This is a genomic window from Nocardia jinanensis, assembly GCF_014645735.1.
In the GTDB taxonomy this organism is placed as follows: domain Bacteria; phylum Actinomycetota; class Actinomycetes; order Mycobacteriales; family Mycobacteriaceae; genus Nocardia; species Nocardia jinanensis.
On record NZ_BMMH01000012.1, the window covers coordinates 19,755 to 44,271 of the forward strand.

A 24,517-nucleotide genomic window follows, 5' to 3' on the forward strand; every position below is an offset into this window, starting at 1 on the left:
CGGAAACTCGCGAGCGGTGGCATCTGCCGGTGAGACATCTCAGTGCGGTCACGGGCAGTCGAGTGAAGCGGTACTCGCGCACGACCGGAATGCGGTACGCGGCCCGTCAGCCCCACCACTGGGTCCACAGCAGGACGGTACCCGAACCGAGCACCACCACCGCCGCGCCGAGACTCGCGGCACCGCGCGCACGATCCGAATACACCTGTGCCACAACGGCGATCACCGCGACAACGATATGCCAGGCCACCGATTCCACACCGGGGCCAGGGAAGCCGCGGCGTTCGCCGATCAATGCCGCGCCGACCACGACCACTGCCAGCAGTACGAGTCCTGCCGCCGCGATACCGCTGAGCCCGCGTACCAGTCTCATGAAGCCAGCACCGGTACGCCGGTAGCTCGGCCGACGAGCTTTTCGAACTGCGCGGGTTCGGTGGTGCATTCGCCGAGGACGATGGTCTTGTTGTCGCCGTGATAGTCCGAGGATCCGGTCATCAGCAGGCCGCATTCGCCGGCCAGGTCACGCAGGGTCGCCCGATCCTGCGCACTGTGATCGGGGTGATCAACCTCCAGGCCGCCCAGCCCGTGCGATACCAGATCACGGACGTCCTGCAGGTCCAGTAGCCGGCCCCGGCTGCGGGCCCGCCCGTGCGCGAGCACACTGACGCCGCCGGCCTCGGCGATCATCGTGACCGCCCGGCGCAGCGCGGTGTCGGCCTTCTCCACGTAGTACGGGCCGTCCGAGGCGAGCAGATCGGTGAAGGCGGCATTCACCGACGGCACCACCCCCGCCTCCACGAGGGCACGGGCCAGATGGGGGCGCCCGGCGGCGGGCCCGGCCGCGGCGAGCACCGCGTCCGGATCGATCGGCAGTCCGTCGGCGGCCATCTGCTCGGCCATGGCGCGTAGCCGGTCGACCCGCTCGGCGCGCAGCCGTTCCCGTTCGGCCGCGAACCCGCGGTCGGCGGGGTCGAACAGGTACGCCAGCAGATGTACCGAGACCGGGTAGCCGTTTACGCCGCGGCCCACGCACGACATCTCCATCCCACGGATCAGTGTCAGCTCGGCCGGACGGGCCGCCTCGGCCTCGGCCCAGCCGGCGGTGGTGTCGTGATCGGTGATCGCGACCACGTCCAGCCCGGCGTCGGCCGCTTTGCGCACCAGCTCGGCCGGGCTGTCGGTGCCGTCGGAGGCGGTGGAGTGGGTATGCAGATCGATGCGCACGCCGCCCAGTCTTCCAGTGCGGGGCGGCGGCGCCGTCGGGGCGGGCCGGAACACCCGCGTGGCGGTGCCGCGGAACCTCCCGATGTCCCGGAGTCCCTGGTGCCGCGAAGTAGCATCGACGCGTGCCCTCGATTCCGCTGCCGTTCCATGGTCCGGGGCGGATCCGGCGCTCCACCGCGGTACCGCATATCCGGGTGCCCACCGCCCGCGCGATCGTCGACTGCGCGGTCTACGTGGACGGTGAACGGCTACCGGGCCGGTTCACCCACGAGCAGGCGCTCGTGGCGGCACGCGAGCGGGGCGGCTTCGTCTGGCTCGGGTTGCACGACCCCGACGCCGATCAGATGGGCGAGGTGGCCGCGACCTTCGACCTGCACGCTTTGGCGGTCGAGGACGCGGTACAGGCCCATCAGCGACCCAAACTGGAGCGCTACGACGACACCTTGGTGATGGTCATGCGCACTGTCGCCTACCGGGAGCACGAGCTCCATACGGTCAGCGAGATCGTCGAAACGGGCGAGTTGATGATCTTCACCGCCCCGGATTTCGTGATCGCGGTCCGGCACGGCGAACATTCACCGCTCGCGATGGTGCGCCGCGAACTCGAGGCGGATCCGGACCGGTTGCGGCTGGGAACGGGCTCGGTGCTGCACGCCATCGCCGATCATGTGGTCGACACCTACATAGCAGTCGTGCAGGCCGTGGAATTCGATATCGACGCGATGGAGGAAGAGGTGTTCACCCCGCGCACACCCATCACGGTCGAGGCGATCTACCAGCTCAAACGGAAGTGGTGGAATTGCGGCGCGCGGTGAATCCGCTGGCGCTCCCACTACAGTTACTCGTGCACAAGGAGGATCTCCCGCTCGACGCGGAGATCCGGCGCTATCTGCGCGATGTGGCCGACCATCACACCGGCGTCGCCGAACGCATCACCGATTTCGACGATTCGCTCAGTGCCCTCATCAGCGCCGCGCTGACCAAGATCACCGTCCAGCAGAACACCGATATGCGCAAGATCTCGGCGTGGGTCGCCATCGCCGCGGTGCCGACCATGATCGCCGGAATCTACGGTATGAATTTCGACCATATGCCCGAGTTGAAGACCAGCTGGGGTTATCCGGTGGTGCTCGTCGTCATCACCGGGATCTGCCTGACACTGCTGGCACTCTTCCGCCGCAACAACTGGCTCTGACCGACCCACACGAGCCGGGCCGCTAGAGCGAGGCCGCTCCCCGGTCCGGGTCCAATACGTCGATCCCGGCCTCGGCCCAGGCATCACGCAGCGCCTGCGCCCCACGCACCCGGACCCACGCCGCCTCGGTGGCCGTCACCGGGGTCACCGCGAAATACCGCACCGGCTCGGCCGGATCCGGTAACTCGATCTCGGGGATCGCACCCGCGCCGAGCAGTACCGCTGTGAACGGCGCGTCCTGCCAGATCGGCTCACCCAGATCCAGTAGCGCATCGGCCTGCAACACAACACCTTCGACCGCCGGCGCCGCGGCCAGCACACCCAGCGACCGGGCCACGCCCGCTCCCGCACCGGCCGCCGACCGCATTGTCAGCATCAGCTCGGCCCGCGGCCCGCGCACTGGATCGGCGTGTAGATCCCCCGGATCGCCCATCGGATGCCGCGACCCACCGACGGTGGCGTAGTGGGTCACCCCGTCGCCGGGGACACGCAGGATCTCGATCGGCTCCAAACCGAGGAACGTCATCGAGGCCGTATCGACCGCGGCCGCCTCCACACCGAAATACCCCAACACGGCCGACCGGACGCGTTCGATCACGTCCATTCGCTAGATGGCCAGCTTCGCGAGCAGATCCCGGGCCTGTTCGGCTGTCTTCGGATCGCACAGCACGTCGTAACGCCCCGCCACCAGTTGCATGGTGGAGGCGAAATCCCGCTGACCCCGGGTGGCCGCGTACGGGATGGTCGTCGAGATGACGCCGAAGATGATGCCGCCGACCAGACCCACCACCAGCGGGCCCGCCATGCCGTTGGTGGTGAACAGGCTCAGCAACAGGCCCAGGAACAACCCGAGCCAGGCACCCGACACCACGCCCCCGCCGATCACCTTGCCCCAGTTCAAGCGGTACAGCACCCGCTCGACCTGCATCAGGTCCACACCGACGATGGTCACGTTCTGCACGGGGAACTGGTTGTCGGCCAGATGGTCCACCGCGCGCTGCGCCTCGGCATAAGTCGGATACGAACCGACCGGCCACCCGGAAGGGGGCGTGGGCAGACCCTGTCTACCGCGATTCGAGCCTCCAAGGGGGTTCGTCATACGTCCATTCTGTCTTATTTGCGGCGCCTTCGGCGCCGCAGGGCGGGGGCCTGTGTTTGATTGCCCCGCCTTCGGCGGGGCGGGGCGGGGCCCTATCAACCCCGGTTCTTCACTCCGGCGCTCAGTCGCTTCGCTCCTTCGCTCTGCCGCTCCAGAACCGGGGCGGGCCCCGCCATGGATGGCGACCACCTTCACGAGCAAGCCCGACCCGGCCGACATATAGCGTCGGGTGCGCTCATTCCGGCGGCGTGAAAACCGTGGTCCGAGTCATTCCGGCGGCGCGGCCCTTTTCCGCTATGACCACGGCCATTTTCGCGCTGGCCTCGTCGATCATCTCGTCGCCGAGCATCACCGCGCCACGGGCGCCACCGGCCGAGGAGGTGTGGTACGCGTAGGCATCCAGAATGAGTTCGGCGTGGTCGTACTCGGATTGCCGGGGGCTGAAGATCTCGTTCGCCGCGTCGACCTGGCTCGGGTGCAGGACCCATTTGCCGTCGAAGCCCAGGGCGGCTGTGCGGCCCGCTGCCCGGCGGAAGCCGTCGATATCGCGGATCTGCAGGTAGGGGCCGTCGATGGCTTGCAGGCCGTGGGCGCGCGCGGTGAGCAAAATGGTCATCAGGATGTGGTGGTAGGCGTCGCCGGTGTCGTACCCCTCGGGCTGCTCACCGACCACGAGGGTGCGCATATTGATACTTGCCATGAAGTCGGCCGGGCCGAACACCAGGGTCTGCACGCGCGGGCTGGCGGTGGCGATCTCGTCGATATTGCGCAGGCCCAGCGCATTCTCGATCTGCGGTTCGATACCGATACGACCGGGTTCGATGCTATTGGCCCGTTCCAGCTGGCTCAGCAGCAGATCCAGCGCGCGCACCTGGCCGGCGTCGGTCACCTTGGGCAGCAGGATCGCGTCGAGCGCGGTCCCGGCACCGTCGACCACCGAGATCACGTCGGCGTAGGTCCACTGCGTGGTCCAGTCGTTGACCCGGACCACTCGCAGTTGCTCGCCCCAGCCGGAGTCGTTGAGGGCGGCCACGATATTCGCGCGAGCGGCGGCCTTGGCGTCGGGCGCGACCGCGTCCTCGAGGTCGAGGAAGACCTCGTCGACCGGCAAGCCCTTGGCTTTGGCGATCATCTTCGGGTTGCTGCCCGGTACGGCGAGCACGGAACGGCGCGGCTTCATCAACACTCCTGGGGTCGGCCCGGTCCGGCCCCGGAACATCTAGCCTGGCAACCATGGCAGCTACCAGGGTGTATATCGCCAGGCTGACGGGCCTGGCGGTGCTGGGGCCGGACGGCGAGTCTATCGGCCGTGTTCGTGACGTCGTGGTCGCCGTCCGGTACGACCGGCAGGAACCGCGTGTCCACGGCCTCGTGGTGGAGTTGCCGACCCGGCGCCGGATCTTCGTCCCGATGCTGCGGGTGACCACCATCGAACCCGGCTCGGTGACCCTGAACACCGGCAATGTGAGCCTGCGCCGCTTCGCGCAGCGGCCGGGTGAGCTACTGGCCATGGCGCAGATCGTCGACTCCGCAGTGCGCGTGGAGGATCCGGATCTGCCCGATCTGGCCGGGATCGATGTGTTCGTGGTGGATCTGGGAATCGCGCTGACCCGGACCCGGGACTGGCGGGTCTCCCGGGTCGCGGTGCGCGGGCATCGCCGGCTCGGGCGGCGACGCACGGTGCACGTGGTGGACTGGGGGCAGGTCCAGGGGCTCACCCCGTACGAGCTGGGGCGGCCGGGGCAGGATGTGAGCACGCTGCTCGAACAGTTCGAAGGGCAGCGCGCCGCCGATGTCGCGCATATGTTGCGCGAGCTTCCGGAGAAGCGCCGGCTGGAGGTGGCGGTGGCGCTCGACGACGAACGGCTCGCCGATGTGGTTCAGGAGCTGTCCGGGGATGACCAGCTGGAATTGCTGGGCAAACTCGAGATCGGGCGGGCGGCCGATGTCCTCGAGGCCATGGATCCCGACGATGCCGCCGACTTGCTGGGTGGGCTACCGGAGAACGAAGCCGAATCGCTGCTGACGCTGATGGATCCGCAGGAATCGGAGCCGGTCCGCCGTCTGCTCGAACATTCCCCGGATACCGCCGGCGGCCTGATGACGCCGGAGCCGGTGGTACTCACACCCGCGACAACCGTCGCGGAGGCACTGGCGCGGGTCCGCGATCCCGATCTGACACCGGCGCTGGCCTCGATGGTGTTCGTGGTCCGGCCGCCGACGGCCACCCCGACCGGGCGCTATCTGGGATGTGTCCATCTGCAACAGTTGCTTCGGGAACCCCCCGCGCATCTGGTGGGCGGGTTCCTGGATACGGATCTGACGACACTGCGCCCGGACGCGCCGCTCACCGCGGTGGCCCGCTTCTTCGCCAGCTACAACCTGGTGTGCGCGCCCGTGGTGGACGATCAGAATCATCTGCTCGGTGCGGTGAGCGTGGACGATGTGCTGGACCATCTGCTGCCGCGCGATTGGCGTGAGGACGAACAACTGTTCGAGGGTGTACGGCAGTGACGGAGAAGAGCACGGTGAGCCGGGCGGCGGCAAGCGCCCGGCAGCGGTTGGAGACCCCGGTCGAATCCCGGTTCCGATTCGATTGGGACGCCGACGCGTTGGCGCGTGGCAGCGAACGGATCGCCCGGTTCCTCGGCACCGGGCGCTATCTGGCGTTGCAGACGGTGGTGGTGATCGTCTGGATCATTCTGAACATCTTCATCATCACGCTGCGCTGGGACCCCTACCCCTTCATCCTGCTGAATCTGGCCTTCTCCACTCAGGCCGCCTATGCCGCGCCGCTGATCCTGCTGGCCCAGAACCGGCAGGACAATCGGGACCGGGTATCGCTGGAGGAGGACCGGTTACGGGCCGCGCAGACCAAGGCGGATACCGAATTCCTGGCGCGGGAACTGGCCGCGCTGCGGCTGGCGGTGGGCGAGGTGGCCACCCGTGACTATCTGAGGCGGGAACTGGACGAGATCCGCGACGCACTCGATCGGCTCGAGACCGCGGCCGGGGTGGGTCCGACGCGCCCGGAAAAATCTGCGAAGCCGAAACGCAAGAAAACCTCCGGTCACAAGCCGGTTACGGGCTCGGTTTCATCGCCTGTCGCGGACGATTGACCGGAAATCCACAATATGCTCCTGACCGGTAGGTAACCTGGATCACGTTGTCCCGAGCGTGCCGTCCGGGAATGTCCGAGACGGCCGCTCACCTGTGACATAGAGGAATGGTGGAGCCGAATGCGGATACCTACCCCTGTGGCAATGTCGGCTCTGGTCATGATGGGCCTGGTAGCAAGCGGTTCGGCCGCCCACACCACCTTGTCCTCGACTCCCCCGGAGGCTCCCGGGGCTCGACTCGCCGCCGATTCCGGTCACCTCGGTGACCCGGGTGTTACCACCGATGCACCACTGCCCCAGACACTCGGAATGTTACCGGTCGAGCGCTCGACGCCGCGGAAACTTCGCGCACTCAGCCCCTCCCCGGCCGATGGGATCCCGCCGTTCGGTGGCATCGTCCCGCTGCAGACCATCAACCTGCCTCATGGCGTCGGCGCCCTGGGTATTCCGGAGATCGTGCTGGCGGCCTATCGCAATGCCGAACTGGCACTGCAGTCCTCGACACCCGGTTGCGGCGTCACCTGGAACCTGCTCGCCGGGATCGGCCGGATCGAATCCGGGCACGCGAGCAACGGGCGCACAGATATCGCCGGCACCACCAACCCGCCCATCCTCGGTCCCGCACTGGACGGCTCGCTGCCCGGTAACGAGGTGATCCGCGCGGCCGACGGCGGCTACGTCCGGGCGCTGGGACCCATGCAGTTCCTGCCGAGCACCTGGTCGCGCTACGCCGCCGACGGGAATGCCGACGGCCGTGCCGATCCGCACAATGTCTTCGACGCGGCGCTGGGCGCCGGAAAGTATCTGTGCTCGGGTGGTCTGAATCTGCGCGACCCGCAGCAGGAATTGCGGGCGGTGCTGCGCTACAACAACTCGATGTCGTATGCGGCCAATGTGCTGAGCTGGTCGGCGGCCTATCGGACCGGTGGGCGTCCGGCCCCGGTCACCATCTCCCCCGATCTGGTCCCGCCGGGAAGCACGCCCGAATTCCCACCCGGCCCAACGGATCTCCTGGCCGCGCAGACCGATACCCGGGTCCCGCCGCCCCCACCGTCGCTGCCGGTGCAGACGCCCCGGCCCGAACCGATGATCCGGATTCCGGGCCTGCCGCCGATCCCCTGCGGACTGCTGTGCCCGCCCGCGCCGGGAGCCCCGAAGGTCGGCGAGGCGCTGCCCGATCCGGCTCCGGTGGTTCCGGATCCGCCGACCGGACAGACCACCCCGGAGACACCGGGCGCACCGGCCGAATCCGCGCCGGCCGCACCGGCTCCCGCCGAGAACCAGAACCCACCTGTCCCCGCACCTGCACCTGCACCTGCGGCGCCGCCGTCGATCACCCTTCCAGGCGGGATCGTCATCCCGCTCCCGATCGCCGTGGCCCCGGCTCCCACCGCGGCGGCTCCGGCACCCGCGGATACCGCCCCGGCGGCTCCCGCCGCAACGGCCCCGGCCGCTGCGGCCGAACCCGCCCCGCCCGCCTGACCAGACGATTCCGGCTCGGGCGTACTGCTCCCACCCGCGCCCGCGACCGGGTCCGGTCGGCGACCGGACCCGGTCGCGGGCGCGGTCTCCGGCCGCGGGCGGACCGAGTTGCCAAGCGGCACCGGAACTTCCTCCCTTCCCACGCCGACCGAAATAATGGTCACGGAGGAGTAACAAAGTGATCTCGGATGCGGTATCCTCGACGCAACAGGTCACGGAGCGGCAACGAACCACCATGTGACCGCAGGCTGTGCGTTGAGATGAAGGGCTTGAGTACGTGGGGCGTCACCGTAAACAGCAACCTGCCACCGTTTCCCGCAGCTCGGTGATCGCACTCACCGGGCTGGTCCCGGCCGGTGTAGTGGCCACCAACGCCGCCGCGGCGGTGGCCACCGATCCCACCGCGGCGTCGGTGGCGATGCAGGTCTCGGCCCTCAGCGCCGATCCCGCGCGGCCCGCCGCCGGCGCGGCGATCGACCCCTACGCCGTGCATGCCATGGCGAAACAATCCCCCGAGGCGCGGGTCGAGGTGAAATCGGTCGCGCTGGATCCGAACCGCCCTCGTAACGATCTGCCCGTCGCGTCGTCGGGTATCCCTGGTATCGCCGAGGCCGCCTATATCGGCGCCGCGCAGATCCTGGCCGACGAGAACCCCGACTGCAATATGCCGTGGACCATGCTGGCCGGGATCGGCCGGGTGGAATCCACCCATCTGAACAACGGCCGGGCCGACGCCGACGGTAACGCCCTCGCCCCGGTGTTCGGCCCGGTTCTGGACGGCAGCCTGTCGGGCAACAATGTCATCCACGATTCCGACAGCGGCGTGCTCGACGGGTTCAGCGGCTACGACCGCGCGGTCGGCCCCATGCAGTTCCTGCCGGAGACCTGGACCAGTTTCGCCGCCGACGGCAACCGCGACGGTATATCCGATCCGCAGAACTACTACGACGCGACACTGACCGCCGGCAAGTACCTGTGCTCGGGCGGACTGGATATGCGCGATCCCACCCAGCAGACCAGGGCGATCCTGCGCTACAACAACTCGATGGCGTATGTGGCGAACGTGATGGCCTGGGAACAGTCGTACCAGACAGGTATCGCACCACGGCCCGCGGAACTTCCCAAGATCTGACGGCACTACCATCGGCACTATGCCAGTGGTAACGGAAGCGGACGTGCGGGGCGCCCTCGCAAAGGTCGACGACCCGGAGATCCGCAAACCGATCACCGAACTGGGCATGGTGAAGGGCATCCGGATCGAACCGGACGGCAATGTGCATGTCGACGTCTACCTCACCACGGCCGGTTGCCCGTTGCGCACCGAGATAACCCAGCGGGTCAGTACGGCGGTCGCCGATGTACCCGGTGTGGGCGTGGTATCGGTCGATCTCGATGTGATGAGCGACGAACAGCGCACCGAACTGCGCAAACAGTTGCGCGGCGATTCCGCCGATCCCGTCATCCCCTTCGCCCAGCCCGGTTCGCTGACCCGTGTGTACGCGGTCGCCTCCGGGAAGGGCGGTGTGGGGAAATCGAGCGTGACGGTGAACCTGGCCGCCGCGCTCGCCGAGCGTGGACTGTCGGTCGGTGTGCTCGACGCCGATATCTACGGCCATTCCATCCCCCGCATGCTCGGTACCGATGCCCGGCCGACCCAGGTCGAGCGGATGATCATGCCCCCTGTCGCGCACGACGTGAAGATGATCTCGATCGCGCAGTTCACCAAGGGCAATACCCCGGTGGTATGGCGCGGTCCCATGCTGCACCGCGCCTTGCAGCAGTTCCTCGCGGATGTGTTCTGGGGCGATCTGGACGTCCTGCTGCTGGATCTGCCGCCCGGCACCGGCGATGTAGCGATCTCGATCGCCCAGCTGATCCCGAACGCGGAGATCCTGGTCGTCACCACCCCGCAGATCGCGGCCGCCGAGGTCGCCGAACGCGCGGGTGCCATCGCCCTGCAGACGCGGCAGCGGATCGCCGGTGTGGTGGAGAACATGTCCTGGCTGGATCTCCCGGACGGCAGCCGGATGGAGCTGTACGGGTCCGGCGGCGGTCAGGTGGTGGCCGATCGGCTCACCCGCGCGGTCGGCGCGGAGGTGCCGCTGCTGGGCCAGATCCCGATCGAACAGGCACTGCGCGAAGCCGGCGATGCGGGCACCCCCATCGTGCTGAAGGATCCGGAGAGTCCGTCCGCCGTCGCGCTGCGTGGCGTGGCGGATAAACTCGCGATCCGCCGTCGGGGCCTGGCCGGTATGTCGCTCGGTATCGACACCACCCGCCATCTCTGAGCACACATAGACTCGATCCATGCTCACCCTGCTGCTCTACGTACTGATCGTCGGTTTGGTGGCCGCAGTCCTGTTCCTCCTGGCCAGCGCCCTGTTCGGGCGGTCGGAGGAATTGGGTCCGCTACCCGAGGGCACCACGGCGACGGTCCTGCCGGTGGAGGGCATCAGCGGTGCGGATGTGCGCTCGTTGCGCTTCCAGCAGGTGGTCCGCGGTTACAAGGCCGGTGAGGTCGATTGGGCGCTGGCCCGGCTCGCCGCGCGTATCGACGAACTGCAGTGTCAGCTGGCCGAGGCACGCGCGGCCGGCGCGGCGCAGCACGCCCCGGAGCAGTCGTGACCGGGGCCGTGGCGGCCGATACGCTGGTGCGCTGCCCGTGGTCGGTGGAATCACAGCTCTATCGCGACTACCACGATCAGGAGTGGGGCCGGCCCCTCCACGGTGACGACGCGCTGTTCGAGCGCCTGTGCCTGGAGGCTTTCCAGTCGGGCCTGTCGTGGATCACGATCCTGCGCAAACGGCCTGCTTTCCGGGAGGCATTCGCCGGATTCGTCATCGACCGGGTCGCGGAGTTCGGTGACGCGGATCGTGAACGCCTGCTCACCGACGCCGCCATTGTGCGCAATCGCGCCAAAATAGACGCGTGTATCGCCAATGCGAAAGTCGCGCGCGACCTGGATATCGGTCTGGACGAATTGCTGTGGTCCTTTGCGCCGCCGTCACGGCCGCGTCCGGGCGCACTGCCCGATATTCCGGCCACGACACCCGAATCCATCGCACTGGCAAAAGAATTGAAGCGGCGCGGTTTCCGTTTCGTCGGACCGACCACCGCGTACGCGCTGATGCAGGCCACCGGCATGGTCGACGACCACCTGGCCGAATGCTGGGTCGATACCCGGCAGACCGCGATCGGCTGACCGATCACATTTGGACGTCGAGTGTCCGTCATCTCATGCGATAGGGAAGAATAGATCGAGTGCGGTCCGTCGTCTCAACCGGCGGACCGCCCGGTTGGTGACAACTGGAGTTCCGAGCAAGTGCGCAGCATACAGCGCAGATCTGGAGGGAGCAGAGGATGGCGGCCATGAAGCCCCGTACCGGGGACGGTCCCCTCGAGGCAACCAAGGAAGGCCGTGGGATCGTCATGCGGGTCCCACTCGAGGGTGGCGGGCGTCTGGTCGTAGAACTCACACCGGACGAAGCCGCGGCACTGGGTGACGAATTGAAGAGTGTCACCAGCTAGACAGGTAGCCGAACAATCGGCGCTCGCCGCGGTCGCCGAGGTACTGAGCTGCCCCGAATGCGACCGCGGCCTGTCGCCCGCGGAGAGGGCACTGCGCTGCGCCCGCGGGCACAGTTTCGATATCGCCCGGCAGGGTTATATCAGCCTGCTCACCGGTGCGGCCGGCAAACTGACCGGTGATTCCGCCACCATGCTCGACGCGCGGACCGCTTTTCAGGGTGCCGGATATTTCTCCCCGATCGCCGACGCGATCGCGGCAGCCGCAGGAGCCGGGCACGACCCCGGCACCGGCGGGATCATCGCGGATATCGGTGCGGGTACCGGCTACTATCTGGCGCGCGTCCTCGACGCCTACCCGGCGGTCCGCGGTATCGGATTGGATATCGCCAAATCGGCCGGGCGCCGCTGCGCCCGCGCCCATCCTCGCGCGGCGGCGGTGGTGGCCGATGCCTGGCGCGGTCTGCCGATCCGCGACCACACACTCACGGCCGCGCTGTCGGTATTCGCCCCGCGCAACCCCGACGCTGTATCCCGGGTACTGGCTCCCGGCGGGCGCTATATCGTCGTCACCCCCACCGTCTCCCATCTCGCCGAGCTCATCGAACCGATCGGCATGGTCACCGTCGATCCGGAGAAGGACCGCCGTCTCGCCGAAGCCATGGCCGGGCGGTTCACCCGCACGGAGCAGCGGCGGATCGAATACGTGATGACCCTGCCCCACACCGATATCGCGAATCTGGTGGCGATGGGCCCGTCCGCACACCACGCGGACGCGACCGCGGAACGGATCGCCCGCCTACCGGAGCCCTTCGAGGTCACCGCGTCGGTCACCGTGGGGACCTACCTCACCACCTGACCTCACCGAGCGCGGACCGCCACGGTGAGAACAGGGCAATCGTGCTGGCACACAGAGCAATCCACTCGCGACATCGACCTGATCGCCGGGTAACACCGTCCTGATGTCCTTGACGTATGCGGATACCGACCTTCGGCAAGCGGAAAGACACCACCACTACCAGCATCTACGAGCAGATCGGCGGCCACGAGGCGCTCGAAGCGGTTGTCGCCGATTTCTACACCCGGGTCCTCGCCGACCAGGAGCTGGCCGGTTTCTTCAGCGGGACGAATATGTCCCGGCTCCGAGGTAAACAGGTCGAATTCTTCGCCGCCGCACTGGGCGGCCCTGAACCCTATACGGGCGCGCCGATGAAACAGGTGCATCAGGGTCGCGGGATCACCCTGCATCATTTCGGTCTGGTGGCCGGTCATCTGACGGATTCGCTGACAGCGGCCGGTGTAGGAGACGAGACCGTCGCCCAGATCATCGCGGCCGTCGCCCCGCTCGCCGACGATATCGCCTCGGGTTCGTCCTCGGCTTGACCGCCGGTGACGGGCTCACCGTTTACAGACGGTGTGGTACACGGCCATGGTCTGCTCGGCGATCCGGTACCAGTCGAACTCGGCCCGCGCGCGTCGGCGGCCGGCCGCGCCGAGTTCGGCCGCCGACGCCCGGTCCAGTGCCAGCTCGTTGATCGCGGCCGCCAGTCCGTCCTCATACGTCCCGGTTTCCCCCGCCTCGTAATGCACCAGCCGGCCGGTCCGGCCGTCTGCGACCACCTCGGGTATCCCACCCACATCCGAGGCGATCACCGCCGTCGAACAGGCCATGGCCTCGAGGTTCACGATCCCCAGTGGTTCGTAGACCGACGGGCAGACGAATACGGCGGCGGCCGCCAGCAGCTGCCGGATCTGTTCGGTGGGCAGCATTTCCCGGACCCAGAACACATTGCCCCGGCGGTGGTGCAAGTCGGCCACGGCACCGGCCACCTCCGCCTCCAGCGCCGGGGTGTCCGGGGCGCCCGCACACAGGACGAGCTGGATCGCCGGATCGATGGCGTGCGCGGCCGCCAAGAGATGGCCGACGCCCTTCTGCCGGGTGATCCGCCCGACGAACACGGCCAGCGGCCGATCGGCCCGCACGCCGAGTTCGTCGAGGATCCGGCGGCTACCCGGTTCCGGCGGGCCGGGATGCCAGACATCGGCATCTATCCCGTTGCGCACCACCTGCACCCGCGTCGGATCGAGCGCGGGATAGGCGTCCAGGACATCACGGCGCATCCAGTCGCTCACCGCGATCACGGCGTCGGCGTGTTCGAGCGCGTTACGTTCCGACCAGGACGACAGCCGGTATCCGCCGCCCAGCTGTTCGGCCTTCCACGGCCGGCGCGGCTCCAACGAATGGGTCGTGACCACATGGGGAATCCCGTACAGCGTGGCGGCCAGATGACCTGCCAGCCCCGAGTACCAGGTATGCGAATGAACCACGTCCACCGCGCCGACCGCATCGGCCATCCGCAGCTGCGCCGACATCATCCGCAGGGCGGGATTGGCGCCGGCCAGGGCCGGATCGGGATCGTGCACCCGGGCCCCGTCACGGGGGACCCCCATACAGTGCACGGTCACCGCGCTCATCCGCCGCAACCGCGCCACCAGTTCGGTGACGTGTACGCCCGCACCCCCGTAGACCTCGGGTGGAAACTCTCGGGTCAGCATGGCGACCCGTAGCTCATCGGCTGCGGACAACTCGGCCGCACCGCTGGAACCGGAACTCACGGATTCACGGTAGCCGCCGAGCGGTCGATGCCCGCCGACCACCTCGTTCGGTAGTTTGGCACTGTGAGGAGCCAGCCGCACGTACTAGGAATCGTGCTCGCCGGTGGCGAGGGCAAGCGACTCTTTCCGCTGACCGCCGACCGGGCCAAGCCGGCCGTCCCCTTCGGGGGTGCCTATCGCCTCATCGACTTCGTACTCAGCAATCTCGTCAATGCCGGTTTCCTCCGGATCTGCGTGCTCACCCAATACAAATCGCATTCGCTGGACCGGCATATCTCGCAGACCTGGCGGCTCTCCGGATTCGCCGGTGAATACATCACGCCGGTTCCCGCGCAGCAGCGGCTCGGCCCGCGCTGGTACACCGGCAGCGCCGACGCGATCATGCAATCGCTGAATCTCATCTACGACGAGGACCCCGACTACATCGTCGTATTCGGCGCCGACCACGTCTACCGGATGGACCCGGAGCAGATGGTGGCCAGTCATATCGATTCCGGCGCCGGCGTCACCGTGGCCGGTATCCGGGTACCGCGCAGCGAGGCGGGCGCTTTCGGGTGTATCGATTCCGACGAGTCCGGCCGCATAATCGGTTTCCTGGAGAAACCGACGCATCCGCCGGGAATCCCCGACGACCCGAATTCGACCTTCGCCTCGATGGGCAACTATGTGTTCACCACCAAAGTGCTGGTGGATTCGATCAAGGCCGATGCCGAGGATTCCGATTCCGACCACGATATGGGCGGCGACATCATTCCGAGTCTGGTCTCGGCGAGTCAGGCCGCGGTCTACGATTTCGCCGACAACGAGGTGCCCGGCGCCACCGACCGCGACCGCGGCTACTGGCGCGATGTCGGCACCATCGACGCCTTCTACGAAGCGCATATGGATCTGGTGTCGGTGAATCCGGTGTTCAACCTCTACAACCGGCACTGGCCCATCCGGGGCGCCGCCGAAAATCTCCCGCCGGCGAAATTCGCGCAGGGCGGCCTGGCCCAGGAATCCATTATCGGAGCGGGCAGTATCCTGTCCGCGGCGACCGTGCGCAATTCGGTACTCAGCGCCAATGTGATGGTGGACGACGGCGCCACGGTCGAGGGCAGTGTGCTGATGCCCGGCGTCCGGATCGGGCGCGGCGCGGTCGTGCGGCGCGCGATCCTGGACAAGAACGTCATGGTCTCCGAGGGCGAGATCATCGGAGTGGATCTGGAGCGCGACCGCTCCCGCTTCGCGATCAGCAACGGCGGGGTGGTCACCGTCGGCAAGGGCACCTGGGTCTGACCGCACCCGGCACGAATGCGCCCTCTCCCCGGAAGGAAGAGGGCGCACCGCCCTTCGTGGTTTGCTCAGCGCACGTCGCGGCCCCGCACACCGGCGAGCCCGGCCGCGAGCAGTACCGCGGCGATCACCGTCACCGCGATCACCGGAGTCGCGGTGAACTCCGAGCCCGGCACCTTCGGTGCGTGACTGAACGGCTCCAGATCGCGGAACCACTGCGGGGCGCCGGAGAACGAACCGAGCAGGAAAACAGCGATCGTGGCCGTCAGCAGACCCCACGCCACCGGCGTCCAGCGCGGAACGAGCCCGAACAGCGCCAGGGTCGCACCGGCGAAGAACCAGATCGCCGGCAGCTGGACCAGTGCCGCGGCGACCACGCCGGGCAATTCCCCGCCGATATCGCCCTTGGCGATGCCGTAGGCCACGCCCCCGAGCAAACCGGCGGTCAGCATGATCACCACGGGCCCGCCGAGAGCGAACATCAGGTGGGTGGCGGCCCAGCGCAGCCGGCCGACAGCACCGCTGAGCACCGATTCGGCCTGGTGGCCGTTCTCCTCACTGAACAGCCGCAGCGTCGCCGAGACGGCGTAGGCCGCGCCCGCGATCCCGAGCATGGTGAAGGCGTAGGAGATGAACGAATCCTCGATCGAGTCGGAGCCCCCCATCCGGGTGATCATATCGCGCAGCGTCTCGTTCTCGGCGAAACTGTCCCCGATACCCGCCACCACACTGCCGATCACCAGGCCGTACAGCCCGACGCCGATCGTCCAGGCCAGCAGGGTACCGCGCTGCAGATGGACGGCCAGCCCGAATGGTCCGGCCAGGTCCGGCCCCGCCTGTGCGGCGCCCGATCGTTCCGCGATGAGTCCCGCACCGACATCGCGGCGACGCAGTAGCGCGTATGCGGCGGTCACCAGCACCACCACCAGCACCAGGTGCAGGACCAGCACCCACCAGCGGTCGCCGGCGTACGGACGCACCTGTAGCGACCAGCCCTGCGGGGACAACCACGTCAGCGGACTCACCGCGCCCGCCCCCGCGCCAGCGTCACCGACCGCCCGGAGGGTGAAGGTGGCCGCGAGTACCGCGAAGGCCAACCCGCGGGCCAGCCGGGCCCCGGTGCAGACCTGCGCCGTCACCGCGGCCACGGCCGCGAACACCGCGCCGGACCCGGCCAGCGCGAGCCCGAAGGCCAGCGAGCCGCTCGCCGGGACATCGGCCGCCGTCAGACTCACCGCGCCGAGCAGACCCGTGAGCAACGATCCGCCCACCGCCAGCGTCAGCGCGGCGGTCAGGTTCGCGTAGCGACCGACGGACGTGGAGGCCAGGATCTCGCTGCGACCCGTCTCCTCCTCGGCCCTGGTGTGCCGGATGATCGTGAGGATGGTGGCCACCGCGATCAGCGTGTGGAACATCCCCGCTTTCCAGATACCCACCGCGCCGATCGAGGTGTTGTAGATCGGCCCGTACATGGCCAGCTGCGCGGGACTGGACAGGATGGTGGCCGCGAACGAAGCCCGATCGGCCGCGGTGGGGTACACCGATTCGATACTGGCCACATAGACCCCACCCAGTGGCAGGGACAGCAGCAGAATCCACAGCGGCGCCACGATCCGGTCGCGACGCAGGTACAGCCGCAGCAAGCGGGTGGTGCCGGTGAATCCGGTGCGAATCGGCCGGTGATCGAGCACGCTGTGCCGTGCTCCGGCGACGGCGGTCGTCATTTCCGCGCCTCTTCCAGTTCGCCGGCCTCCCGGCCGTTGGTCGAGTAGTGACGCATGAACAGCTCTTCCAGGGTGGGCGGCCGGCTGGTCAGACTGCTGACCCCGGTATCGCCGAGCACGCGGATGAGTTCGGCGAGATGTTCGCCGTCGACCTGGCAGCGCAGGGTGTGATCGTCCATGCTGAAATCGGCCACGCCGGGGATGGCCGCGATATCACCGGGGTCGCCGGTCAGTTCCGCGGTGATGGAGGTGCGGCTCAGATGCCGCATCGACGCGAGTGTCCCGCTCTCCACTGCGCGCCCGGACCGGATGATGGTGACCCGTTCGCACAGGGCTTCCACCTCCGACAGGATATGGCTGGACAGCAGGACGGTCGCACCCCGCTCGGCCGCCTCGGCGACGCATTCCCGGAACACCTGCTCCATCAACGGGTCCAGACCCGAGGTCGGCTCGTCGAGCAGTAGCAGCCGGGCGTGCGAGGAGAAGGCGGAGACCAAGGCGACCTTCTGCCGGTTGCCCTTGGAGTAGGTGCGCGCCTTCTTCCGCGGATCGAGCTCGTAGCGTTCGATCAGCTCGGCCCGGCGCGCGGTATCGAGACCGCCGCGCATCGACGCCAGCAGATCGATGGTCTCGCCACCGGACAGCGACGGCCACAGGGTCACATCGCCGGGAACGTAGGCGATCTCCCGGTGCAGTGCCACCGCATCGGCCCAGGGGTCGCGTCCGAGCATCCGCACCTCACCGGAGGTGCGCGCCAGCAAACCGAGCAGGACCCGGATGGTCGTGGACTTACCGGCACCGTTGGGGCCCAGGAATCCGTGGACTTCGCCCTCGGACACTTCCAGGTCGAGCCCGTCCAGTGCCCGGACCTTCCCGAAGTGTTTGTGCAGATCCCGGATCCGAATTGCCGAAATCATCGTGTCTCCTTGTGGGACAGAGAGATAGAGCGTGGATGGAGATAGTTCGCAGACGCGGCGGATCGGACGCCGCGCCGGCTCAGTTCGCGTTACCGGCAGTCGGTGCCGGTAACGGCGTTTCTGGTGGATGCGGTATGGACGCTTCGGGTGATCCGGCGGCGTCACCGCTGGTGGCGTCCGGGGTATCGGACTGCGGACGCGCCTCGGTTCCGGTGGCACCGCCGGCGCGACTCGCCGCGTCGGCCAGCAGGGTTTCCAGCATCGTCGAATCGGGGAGCAGGCCCTCGGTCATGACCTCCACCGCGGGCAGCAACATCTGGTCGCCGTACTCCCGGAGGGCCTGCCGGTAATCGACGGCGCCCGAAGGGCCGGCGTGCATCTGGATGAACAGCAGCATGCCGCCGCCGTTGGTGGTCGCGAGATAGCGCGCCATCGCCTTCAGATCCCGCGGTCTGCGTAGCGCGCCGGAGGCGACGCCCGCCTCGAGATACTGCTCCACATCCTCGACCATGTGCTCGAACAGCGACGCCGCGAGATCACCTCCGGCCTGGAAGCTACGCATTATGTAGGCGATGAACGGGGCGAACTCCTCGATCTCGGCCAGCTGTTGCAGTGTATTGCCCGGCGACGGCCGGTTCATATAACTCATCTTCGATTCGCGGATGACTGCGCGCACATGATCGTCGCATTCGCGCCGCAGTCCCTCCTTCGAACCGAAATGGTGGTTGACCAGCCCCGGCGACACTCCTGCCGCAGCGGCGATAGCACGTACGCCGACCCCGAACCCCTCCTCCCCGAACAGGACGAGGGCCGCATCGCGAATGCGGGCCCGCGTGTTCAGATCATCGCTTGAACGCATGTTCAGTACGTTAAACACTTGTTCAACCGTGATGCAAGAGGTGACCCCGTAGAGATTCCGTAAAGAGAGTTCAGCGCCGGGCGATCACATCGAGCGGCCACCGGAAAAGGCGAGGCCGGCGCACAGGTGATCTCAAGATTATGTGATTTACATCACACAAGAGAGGAGAGGTAGATCGACAGGCCGCTCAGAGCCGGACGGCCGGGACCGGCCCAGGACCCCGGGCTACCCCTTCGAAGCGCAGAGCAGCCCATCTCCGAGCGGGATGAGAACGCTGGTCAGACCGGGATCCTCGGCCACGTACCGGGTGGCCGAACGTACCGCCTGGGTCGCCGCGTCACGATTGGCCGGATCGGGGACCCGGCCGCCGAGCAGGGCATTGTGCAGCAGTACGGCACCGCCCGCACGCAGCAACCGCACCGCTTCGGCGATGTACTGCGGGTGCTCGATCGGCGAGGCATCGAGAAAAACCAGGTCGTAGGCCCCATCGGCCAGTCGCGGCAGTACATCCAACGCGCGCCCGTTGATCAGCCTGGTACGAGCGAGGGGGATATCGGCGCCACGGAAGGATTCTTTGGCGGCCCGCTGATGTTCGGGCTCGGAATCGATAGTGGTCAACGTGCCGTCCTCGCGCATCCCGTCGAGCAGCCACAGCCCGCTGACCCCGGCACCGGTCCCCACCTCGACCACCGCCCGCGCGTCCAGCAATTGCGCGTACATGCTCAGCAGAGCCCCGACCGACGGCGGCACCGGAGCCACTCCCAGCTCGGTGGCCCGTTCGCGGGCGCTGACGAGTACCTCGTCCTCGACGACGGATTCCTCCACGTAGGCGAGATTGAGCTCCAGGTTCGATGCCACGCCCAAGAGGCTATGCCAAACGCGGCAATGCCGGTCGCAACATTCTCAGGTGTCCCTCAGGATCCCCATATCCGGCCCACACCGGGAGACGGAAGAGTGAGGGTTACGCAAGATCAGCCGACCGAACGCGCAGGAACGGGAACAACAGAGCACCGATCCACCGTTGTAACCCATGAACAACGGCCCGAACAACGGGCCGCATATTCGATCCTACGCCTCGGTCCCGATCAGGAGGTCGTCACCATCCACATGGTCGATGCGGCACGCGAGTCCGCCACCTTGCCCGAACTGCCCCGGGCCCGCCGTTCGGCGACGCGGGCCGGCCACGGCCTGCCCGGGCCGGACGAATTCGGCCCTCGGCCGTTTACAGGGCCGGACTCGGAGGTAGCCGCACACCACGACCCGGTGACCAAGGATCCCGCTCCGCCGGACGCCCTGATGGAGGTGCCCGATATGTCCAGTACCGACGAGCGAGTCGAGGAATACGACGTCGTACAGGCTGTGCAGGCCGCAACAGCCGACGCGTCGTCCGAACTCGACAGCATGCTGCCGCTCACCGGCACCGCCGCCTTCGATGCCACCGGCGACCGAACCGTCATGCCGACCTGGGACGAACTGGTCCGCGAACACGCCGACCGGGTCTACCGGCTGGCCTATCGCCTCTCCGGCGACGCCCAGGACGCCGAGGACCTCACCCAGGAAACCTTCATCCGGGTCTTCCGGTCGCTGTCGAACTATCAGCCCGGCACATTCGAGGGCTGGCTGCACCGCATCACCACCAACCTCTTCCTGGACATGGTCCGGCGGCGCAGCCGCATCCGGATGGAGGCGTTACCGGAGGACTACGACCGGGTTCCCGCCGACGGACCCGGGCCCGAGCAGGTCTTCCACGATGCCAGGCTCGATCCGGATCTACAGTCCGCGCTGGATTCGCTGGCACCGGAGTTCCGCGCCGCGGTCGTGCTCTGCGATATCGAGGGCCTGTCCTACGAGGAGATCGGCGCCACGCTCGGCGTGAAACTGGGCACGGTGCGCAGCCGTATCCATCGCGGTCGGCAGGCACTGCGCGAGTATCTTGCGCATAATGGAGTCCAGGAGCGTTTCGCCGCCGAGGCGAGCTTCGGGTGATCCTGCGATCATGACGCCGGGATCACAGCAGTTTGTGATACCGGTCGGGAAGGATGGGCAGCGAATGAGTGGCGACTCCGAAACGCCCGGTCGTCGTTCCCCGCAGTTCCACTCCACCGAACACCTGGCGAGCGAGGCAGTCGCCGCCTATGTCGATGGCGAACTGCGGATGAATCCCTATCTGCGTGCGGCCCAGCATCTTTCGGTGTGTCCGGAATGCGCGGCCGAGGTCGAGGCTCAGCAGCAGGCGCGGATCGCCCTGCGCCGCGCCTCCCAGGTCTCGATACCCACCGGCCTGCACGACAGTCTCTCCCGTATTCCACTGGCCGAACCGCCCAGCGGAGCACAATCGCGCAATTCTGCCGGAAATCCGCGTAACGAGGCGGTATTCGGCTTGGCCGGACAATCTTTCTCGGCAACCTTCGACAGCTTCCGGTGGTCGGTGTGGTGGCGCAAGTAGAGTTTGCCGCGTGAGTTCCGAACCGACGCAGAATTCCCCTGCCGATAACCCTGATTCGGCGGATGAAAACGGCACGACGACCGACAACGGCACTCTGCGGCCGCGCGAGGCGCCGGTGCTGGCCCCGCGGCCGGTCTATCGGCCCCATGTGGACTCACATACCGCGAACGCCTTCCGCCGTCCGGCGGGTCAATCCGGCTCCTTCGCCGCGCACGGCGCGCGCCAGGACGCCTCCTCCGCTTCGATCGCGCCCAAGGGGCCGCCCGGGGCGGTGCTGGCAGAGGCCTTCGGCCGCCCGCCCGGTTCCACCGAACTGCTGCAGCGCGACCCGGACGCCGATAGCGGCCACGAACCGGTGGCCGGCCCGGCCGACCCCTGGCGCGATCCGGAATCGGCGGCCCGCCTCGGCGCTCCTGCCGTCCCGACGCCCAGCGCCCGGGAACTCCCGCACACCGAGCAACTCTCCGCGCGTCAGGTGCTGTTCGGATCCCGGGTCGCACCCCGGGCACTGCTCGTTCTCGGTGCGATCGCGCTGGCGATCGGGCTGGTCGGTGGCCTGGTGGGCCGGTTGACCGCGGAGACCGCATCGACTCTGACCTCGCGCAAGGTCAGCCTCGAACAAACCGACAGCGAGCAGCCGCACGGCCCGATCGCCCAGGTAGCGGATGCGGTACTGCCGTCGGTGGTATCCATTCGCACCACGGTCGGCGAGAACGGTGCCACCGGTTCCGGAGTCGTCATCGACGGCAACGGCTACATCGTCACCAACAACCACGTCATCTCCATGGCGGCGCAGGACCAGTCCGGGCGGGCCCGGATCCAGATCACCTTCTCCGACGGCACCCGGGCCCCGGCGAATATCGTCGGCCGCGACCCCAAAACCGATCTCGCGGTACTCAAGGTAGATGTGAAAAATATCACGGTTGCGCAGCTCGGGAAGTCGGGTGACGTACAGGTCGGGGACGCGGTGCTGGCCGTCGGTTCCCCGCTGGGCCTGAGCAAAACGGTCACTTCCGGCATCGTCAGCGCGCTGCACCGCCCCGTGAAACTCGAAGGTGAGGGCAGCGATACCAAGGCGGTCATCGACGCCGTGCAGACCGACGCCTCGATCAACCCGGGCAATTCCGGTGGCGCTCTGGTGGATGCGGACGGCCGGGTCATCGGTATCAACACCGCGATCCGCAGTGAGAGCGGCGGTTCGGTGGGGCTCGGGTTCGCCATCCCGGTGGATCAGATGACCCAGGTCGCCCAGACTCTCATCCGCGACGGTTCGATCCACCACCCGATAATCGGGGTGAGCGCCCGCCAGAAGACTGTGGCCAACGAAGTCATGAGCGGTGCCGAGGTCGCCGATGTGGCACCGGGCAGCCCGGCCGCGAACGCCGGCATCGTCGAGGGCGATGTGATCGTCCGGATCGATGATCGTGAAGTCACCAATCCCGACGAGCTCGTCGTGGCGGTTCAAACGAACAAAATCGGACAGACGGTGAACGTGCAGCTCATCCGGGAAGGCCGGCAGGTGGACATCCCGGTGACGCTGGCCTCCGACTGACCCGCTGGTCGCGGCGCCGGGTAGCCTGTAGAGGTGTTCAGCAGTATCGGGTGGGGCGAGATGCTCGTGCTACTCGTCGCCGCCCTCGTGATCCTCGGCCCGGAGCGCCTACCCGGCGCCGCGCGGTGGACTGCGCGCAGTCTGCGCCAGATTCGCGATTACGCGACGGGCGCGACTTCGCAATTGCGGTCCGAGCTCGGTCCCGAATTCGAAGAGCTGCGTAAGCCACTCGCCGATCTTCAGGAATTACGTGGGATGTCGCCGCGTTCGGTAGTGACGAAACACCTTCTGAACGGCGATGATTCCCTTTTCCGGGATCTCGACGGTGCCCTACCGGACAGCAAGAATGTGCTGGGTACCCACAGCGGCATGCCAGATTACCCGAAGCACAAGTTGGATAAACCCTTGGAGCGCAACGAACGTCCCCCGATCGATACCGACGCCACCTGACCGTCAACCAGTCTAGACGCAGTTCAGCGACTCGCTGTCTAGACTTCGCACATGTCGGCCGATGACGTGGCGCGAATATTCGCGATCGAAGACAAAGTCGAGCGACTCAAGGCCGCCACCGAAGGTGTCGCAGCGGCTCAGCAGACCATCAACGAGCTCACCCGAATTCGGCGCGCGGTGATCCGGGAGTTACACGCCGAGGGGTGGACTTTCGCCAGAATCGGCGCCGCCGCCGGTCTTTCCCGCGCCCGCATCCATCAGGTGAGCACACAGGGTCCGGCGCCCGAGGGATTGTTCTTCGGACACGGGCCGCTGACTCTGCTGGTCCCGGATACCCGAGCGGGCAGGCTGATCGGAGCACCGGACCCGGCGGCCGCGCCGCGGCTGGCCGAACAGCTACGGGACCTCGGCTTCGCGGTCACCATCGAACCCTTCCCGCCGGGACGCCCGATCGATCTGCTCCGCGACGGCCTGATCGTGCTCGGCGGCCCCGAACTCTCCCCCAGCCTACGGCATCTCATCGCCGCCGATCCCCGGCTACGCCGCGCGGTCGCCCGGCCCGGGGACGGCCGTCGCGGTATCGAGGATCGCGCCGCCCGGCGGATCTACCGGCCGGCCAGCCCGGAACCGCACGATATCGCCTACCTGGCACGGCTGCCGCGCCCGGACGGGCGCGGTTCGATCCTCGTTCTCGACGGATTGCACCCGCCCGGCTCGCTCGGCGCGGTCCGGCTGCTGGCCACCCGGCTGGCGACCCTGCACGAGCGCGCGGCCAATCGCCGCTTCTCGGTACTCGTCGGTGTCCGTTACGAACGCACCACCGGTGAGCCGGTGGACGCGGATCTGCTCACGCCGGTCTACCTTCACGAACCGGTGGATTCGCGCCCCCAGGCGGTACGCCAGCGACGCTGACCGCACCAGCGCACCGGAAACGGTGAAAGGCGGCGGCCGCTGTTTTCCGACACGCCGGAAACAGCAATAGCGACAGCGAATATTAGCTGGTCGAAGAATTGCTACCCTGTGCGCAGTAGGC

At 67.6% G+C, this 24,517-nt stretch carries 26 protein-coding genes and 1 pseudogene; 17 read left to right on the forward strand and 10 right to left on the reverse strand.

Going from position 1 to position 24,517, the window contains the following annotated elements:
* Positions 1-106: 106 nt before the first annotated feature.
* A complete protein-coding gene (locus IEY68_RS24620) occupies positions 107-373 on the reverse strand; it encodes a hypothetical protein (protein WP_062999264.1) in 267 nt (88 codons plus the stop codon).
* Positions 370-1,224, reverse strand: a complete 855-nt coding sequence (locus IEY68_RS24625) for a PHP domain-containing protein (RefSeq protein WP_062999266.1) — start codon at positions 1,222-1,224, stop codon at positions 370-372. The genes IEY68_RS24620 and IEY68_RS24625 overlap by 4 nt, the downstream gene beginning before the upstream one ends.
* A 122-nt stretch (positions 1,225-1,346) precedes the next feature.
* On the opposite strand from IEY68_RS24625, the pseudogene IEY68_RS24630 reads away from it, so the two are divergent.
* Positions 1,347-2,419 (forward strand): annotated as a pseudogene (locus IEY68_RS24630) (magnesium and cobalt transport protein CorA).
* A gap of 22 nt (positions 2,420-2,441) precedes the next feature.
* On the opposite strand, the gene IEY68_RS24635 reads toward IEY68_RS24630, so the two are convergent.
* The 3 genes from IEY68_RS24635 to IEY68_RS24645 all read right to left on the reverse strand — a co-directional run bounded on the left by IEY68_RS24635 (position 2,442) and on the right by IEY68_RS24645 (position 4,698).
* Entirely contained in the window at positions 2,442-3,023 is a 582-nt protein-coding gene (locus IEY68_RS24635; protein WP_189094490.1) for a suppressor of fused domain protein, read from the reverse strand.
* A 3-nt stretch (positions 3,024-3,026) separates the two neighbouring features.
* Positions 3,027-3,518 carry a YflT domain-containing protein gene (locus IEY68_RS24640; RefSeq protein WP_030522047.1) on the reverse strand — a complete coding sequence of 164 codons (492 nt, stop codon included), beginning with the start codon at positions 3,516-3,518 and terminating at the stop codon, positions 3,027-3,029.
* A gap of 235 nt (positions 3,519-3,753) precedes the next feature.
* Positions 3,754-4,698, reverse strand: a complete 945-nt coding sequence (locus IEY68_RS24645) for an HpcH/HpaI aldolase/citrate lyase family protein (protein ID WP_062999270.1) — start codon at positions 4,696-4,698, stop codon at positions 3,754-3,756.
* A gap of 53 nt (positions 4,699-4,751) precedes the next feature.
* On the opposite strand from IEY68_RS24645, the gene IEY68_RS24650 reads away from it, so the two are divergent.
* From IEY68_RS24650 to IEY68_RS24695, 10 genes are all read left to right on the forward strand, one after another.
* The gene (locus IEY68_RS24650) at positions 4,752-6,032 is read left to right on the forward strand and encodes a magnesium transporter MgtE N-terminal domain-containing protein (RefSeq protein ID WP_062999272.1); all 1,281 of its coding nucleotides are present in this window, start codon (positions 4,752-4,754) and stop codon (positions 6,030-6,032) included.
* Between the two features lie 14 nt (positions 6,033-6,046).
* Positions 6,047-6,637: a DUF1003 domain-containing protein gene (locus IEY68_RS24655; RefSeq protein ID WP_062999275.1), complete on the forward strand. Its 591-nt coding sequence runs from the start codon at positions 6,047-6,049 to the stop codon at positions 6,635-6,637.
* 144 nt (positions 6,638-6,781) lie between these two features.
* Positions 6,782-8,119: a lytic transglycosylase domain-containing protein gene (locus IEY68_RS24660; protein WP_063916362.1), complete on the forward strand. Its 1,338-nt coding sequence runs from the start codon at positions 6,782-6,784 to the stop codon at positions 8,117-8,119.
* 277 nt (positions 8,120-8,396) lie between these two features.
* Positions 8,397-9,251 carry a lytic transglycosylase domain-containing protein gene (locus tag IEY68_RS24665; RefSeq protein ID WP_058854022.1) on the forward strand — a complete coding sequence of 285 codons (855 nt, stop codon included), beginning with the start codon at positions 8,397-8,399 and terminating at the stop codon, positions 9,249-9,251.
* A gap of 19 nt (positions 9,252-9,270) precedes the next feature.
* Positions 9,271-10,407 (forward strand): Mrp/NBP35 family ATP-binding protein, encoded by a 1,137-nt coding sequence (locus tag IEY68_RS24670; protein WP_058854023.1) that lies wholly within the window; start codon positions 9,271-9,273, stop codon positions 10,405-10,407.
* 19 nt (positions 10,408-10,426) lie between these two features.
* Positions 10,427-10,744, forward strand: a complete 318-nt coding sequence (locus tag IEY68_RS24675; protein WP_058854024.1) for a DivIVA domain-containing protein — start codon at positions 10,427-10,429, stop codon at positions 10,742-10,744.
* The gene (locus IEY68_RS24680) at positions 10,741-11,322 is read left to right on the forward strand and encodes a DNA-3-methyladenine glycosylase I (RefSeq protein ID WP_058854025.1); all 582 of its coding nucleotides are present in this window, start codon (positions 10,741-10,743) and stop codon (positions 11,320-11,322) included. Before IEY68_RS24675 ends, IEY68_RS24680 begins: the two co-directional genes overlap by 4 nt.
* 158 nt (positions 11,323-11,480) lie before the next feature.
* On the forward strand, positions 11,481-11,648 hold the full coding sequence (locus IEY68_RS24685) for a DUF3117 domain-containing protein (RefSeq protein WP_011211259.1): 168 nt from the start codon (positions 11,481-11,483) through the stop codon (positions 11,646-11,648).
* A complete protein-coding gene (locus IEY68_RS24690; protein ID WP_058854026.1) occupies positions 11,635-12,504 on the forward strand; it encodes a putative RNA methyltransferase in 870 nt (289 codons plus the stop codon). The genes IEY68_RS24685 and IEY68_RS24690 overlap by 14 nt, the downstream gene beginning before the upstream one ends.
* 116 nt (positions 12,505-12,620) lie before the next feature.
* Positions 12,621-13,028 carry a group I truncated hemoglobin gene (locus IEY68_RS24695; RefSeq protein ID WP_058854027.1) on the forward strand — a complete coding sequence of 136 codons (408 nt, stop codon included), beginning with the start codon at positions 12,621-12,623 and terminating at the stop codon, positions 13,026-13,028.
* Positions 13,029-13,043: 15 nt separating this feature from the next.
* Here IEY68_RS24695 and glgA read toward each other — a convergent pair whose 3' ends face one another.
* Positions 13,044-14,201 carry a glycogen synthase gene (gene glgA, locus IEY68_RS24700; RefSeq protein ID WP_058854090.1) on the reverse strand — a complete coding sequence of 386 codons (1,158 nt, stop codon included), beginning with the start codon at positions 14,199-14,201 and terminating at the stop codon, positions 13,044-13,046.
* A 123-nt stretch (positions 14,202-14,324) separates the two neighbouring features.
* Between glgA and glgC the strand changes: the two genes are divergently transcribed.
* A complete protein-coding gene (glgC, locus tag IEY68_RS24705) occupies positions 14,325-15,539 on the forward strand; it encodes a glucose-1-phosphate adenylyltransferase (RefSeq protein ID WP_058854028.1) in 1,215 nt (404 codons plus the stop codon).
* A gap of 65 nt (positions 15,540-15,604) precedes the next feature.
* On the opposite strand, the gene IEY68_RS24710 is transcribed toward glgC, so the two are convergent.
* From IEY68_RS24710 to IEY68_RS24725, 4 genes are all read right to left on the reverse strand, one after another.
* Positions 15,605-17,260, reverse strand: coding sequence for an ABC transporter permease (locus IEY68_RS24710; protein WP_058854029.1), 1,656 nt, complete (start codon positions 17,258-17,260; stop codon positions 15,605-15,607).
* Positions 17,257-18,177, reverse strand: coding sequence for an ABC transporter ATP-binding protein (locus IEY68_RS24715; RefSeq protein ID WP_058854030.1), 921 nt, complete (start codon positions 18,175-18,177; stop codon positions 17,257-17,259). Before IEY68_RS24715 ends, IEY68_RS24710 begins: the two co-directional genes overlap by 4 nt.
* Before the next feature lie 79 nt (positions 18,178-18,256).
* The gene (locus IEY68_RS24720) at positions 18,257-19,036 is read right to left on the reverse strand and encodes a TetR/AcrR family transcriptional regulator (RefSeq protein ID WP_063916363.1); all 780 of its coding nucleotides are present in this window, start codon (positions 19,034-19,036) and stop codon (positions 18,257-18,259) included.
* Positions 19,037-19,261: 225 nt separating this feature from the next.
* Entirely contained in the window at positions 19,262-19,894 is a 633-nt protein-coding gene (locus tag IEY68_RS24725; protein WP_373293008.1) for an O-methyltransferase, read from the reverse strand.
* A 453-nt stretch (positions 19,895-20,347) separates the two neighbouring features.
* On the opposite strand from IEY68_RS24725, the gene sigE reads away from it, so the two are divergent.
* The 5 genes from sigE to IEY68_RS24750 all read left to right on the forward strand — a co-directional run bounded on the left by sigE (position 20,348) and on the right by IEY68_RS24750 (position 24,396).
* Positions 20,348-21,022: an RNA polymerase sigma factor SigE gene (gene sigE, locus IEY68_RS24730; protein ID WP_373293011.1), complete on the forward strand. Its 675-nt coding sequence runs from the start codon at positions 20,348-20,350 to the stop codon at positions 21,020-21,022.
* A gap of 64 nt (positions 21,023-21,086) precedes the next feature.
* The gene (locus IEY68_RS24735) at positions 21,087-21,482 is read left to right on the forward strand and encodes a zf-HC2 domain-containing protein (RefSeq protein ID WP_058854032.1); all 396 of its coding nucleotides are present in this window, start codon (positions 21,087-21,089) and stop codon (positions 21,480-21,482) included.
* A 10-nt stretch (positions 21,483-21,492) separates the two neighbouring features.
* Positions 21,493-23,034, forward strand: a complete 1,542-nt coding sequence (locus IEY68_RS24740; RefSeq protein ID WP_058854033.1) for a S1C family serine protease — start codon at positions 21,493-21,495, stop codon at positions 23,032-23,034.
* Positions 23,035-23,067: 33 nt separating this feature from the next.
* Positions 23,068-23,484 carry a Sec-independent protein translocase protein TatB gene (gene tatB, locus IEY68_RS24745; RefSeq protein ID WP_058854034.1) on the forward strand — a complete coding sequence of 139 codons (417 nt, stop codon included), beginning with the start codon at positions 23,068-23,070 and terminating at the stop codon, positions 23,482-23,484.
* A gap of 51 nt (positions 23,485-23,535) precedes the next feature.
* The gene (locus IEY68_RS24750) at positions 23,536-24,396 is read left to right on the forward strand and encodes a hypothetical protein (protein ID WP_058854035.1); all 861 of its coding nucleotides are present in this window, start codon (positions 23,536-23,538) and stop codon (positions 24,394-24,396) included.
* Positions 24,397-24,517 lie beyond the last annotated feature (121 nt).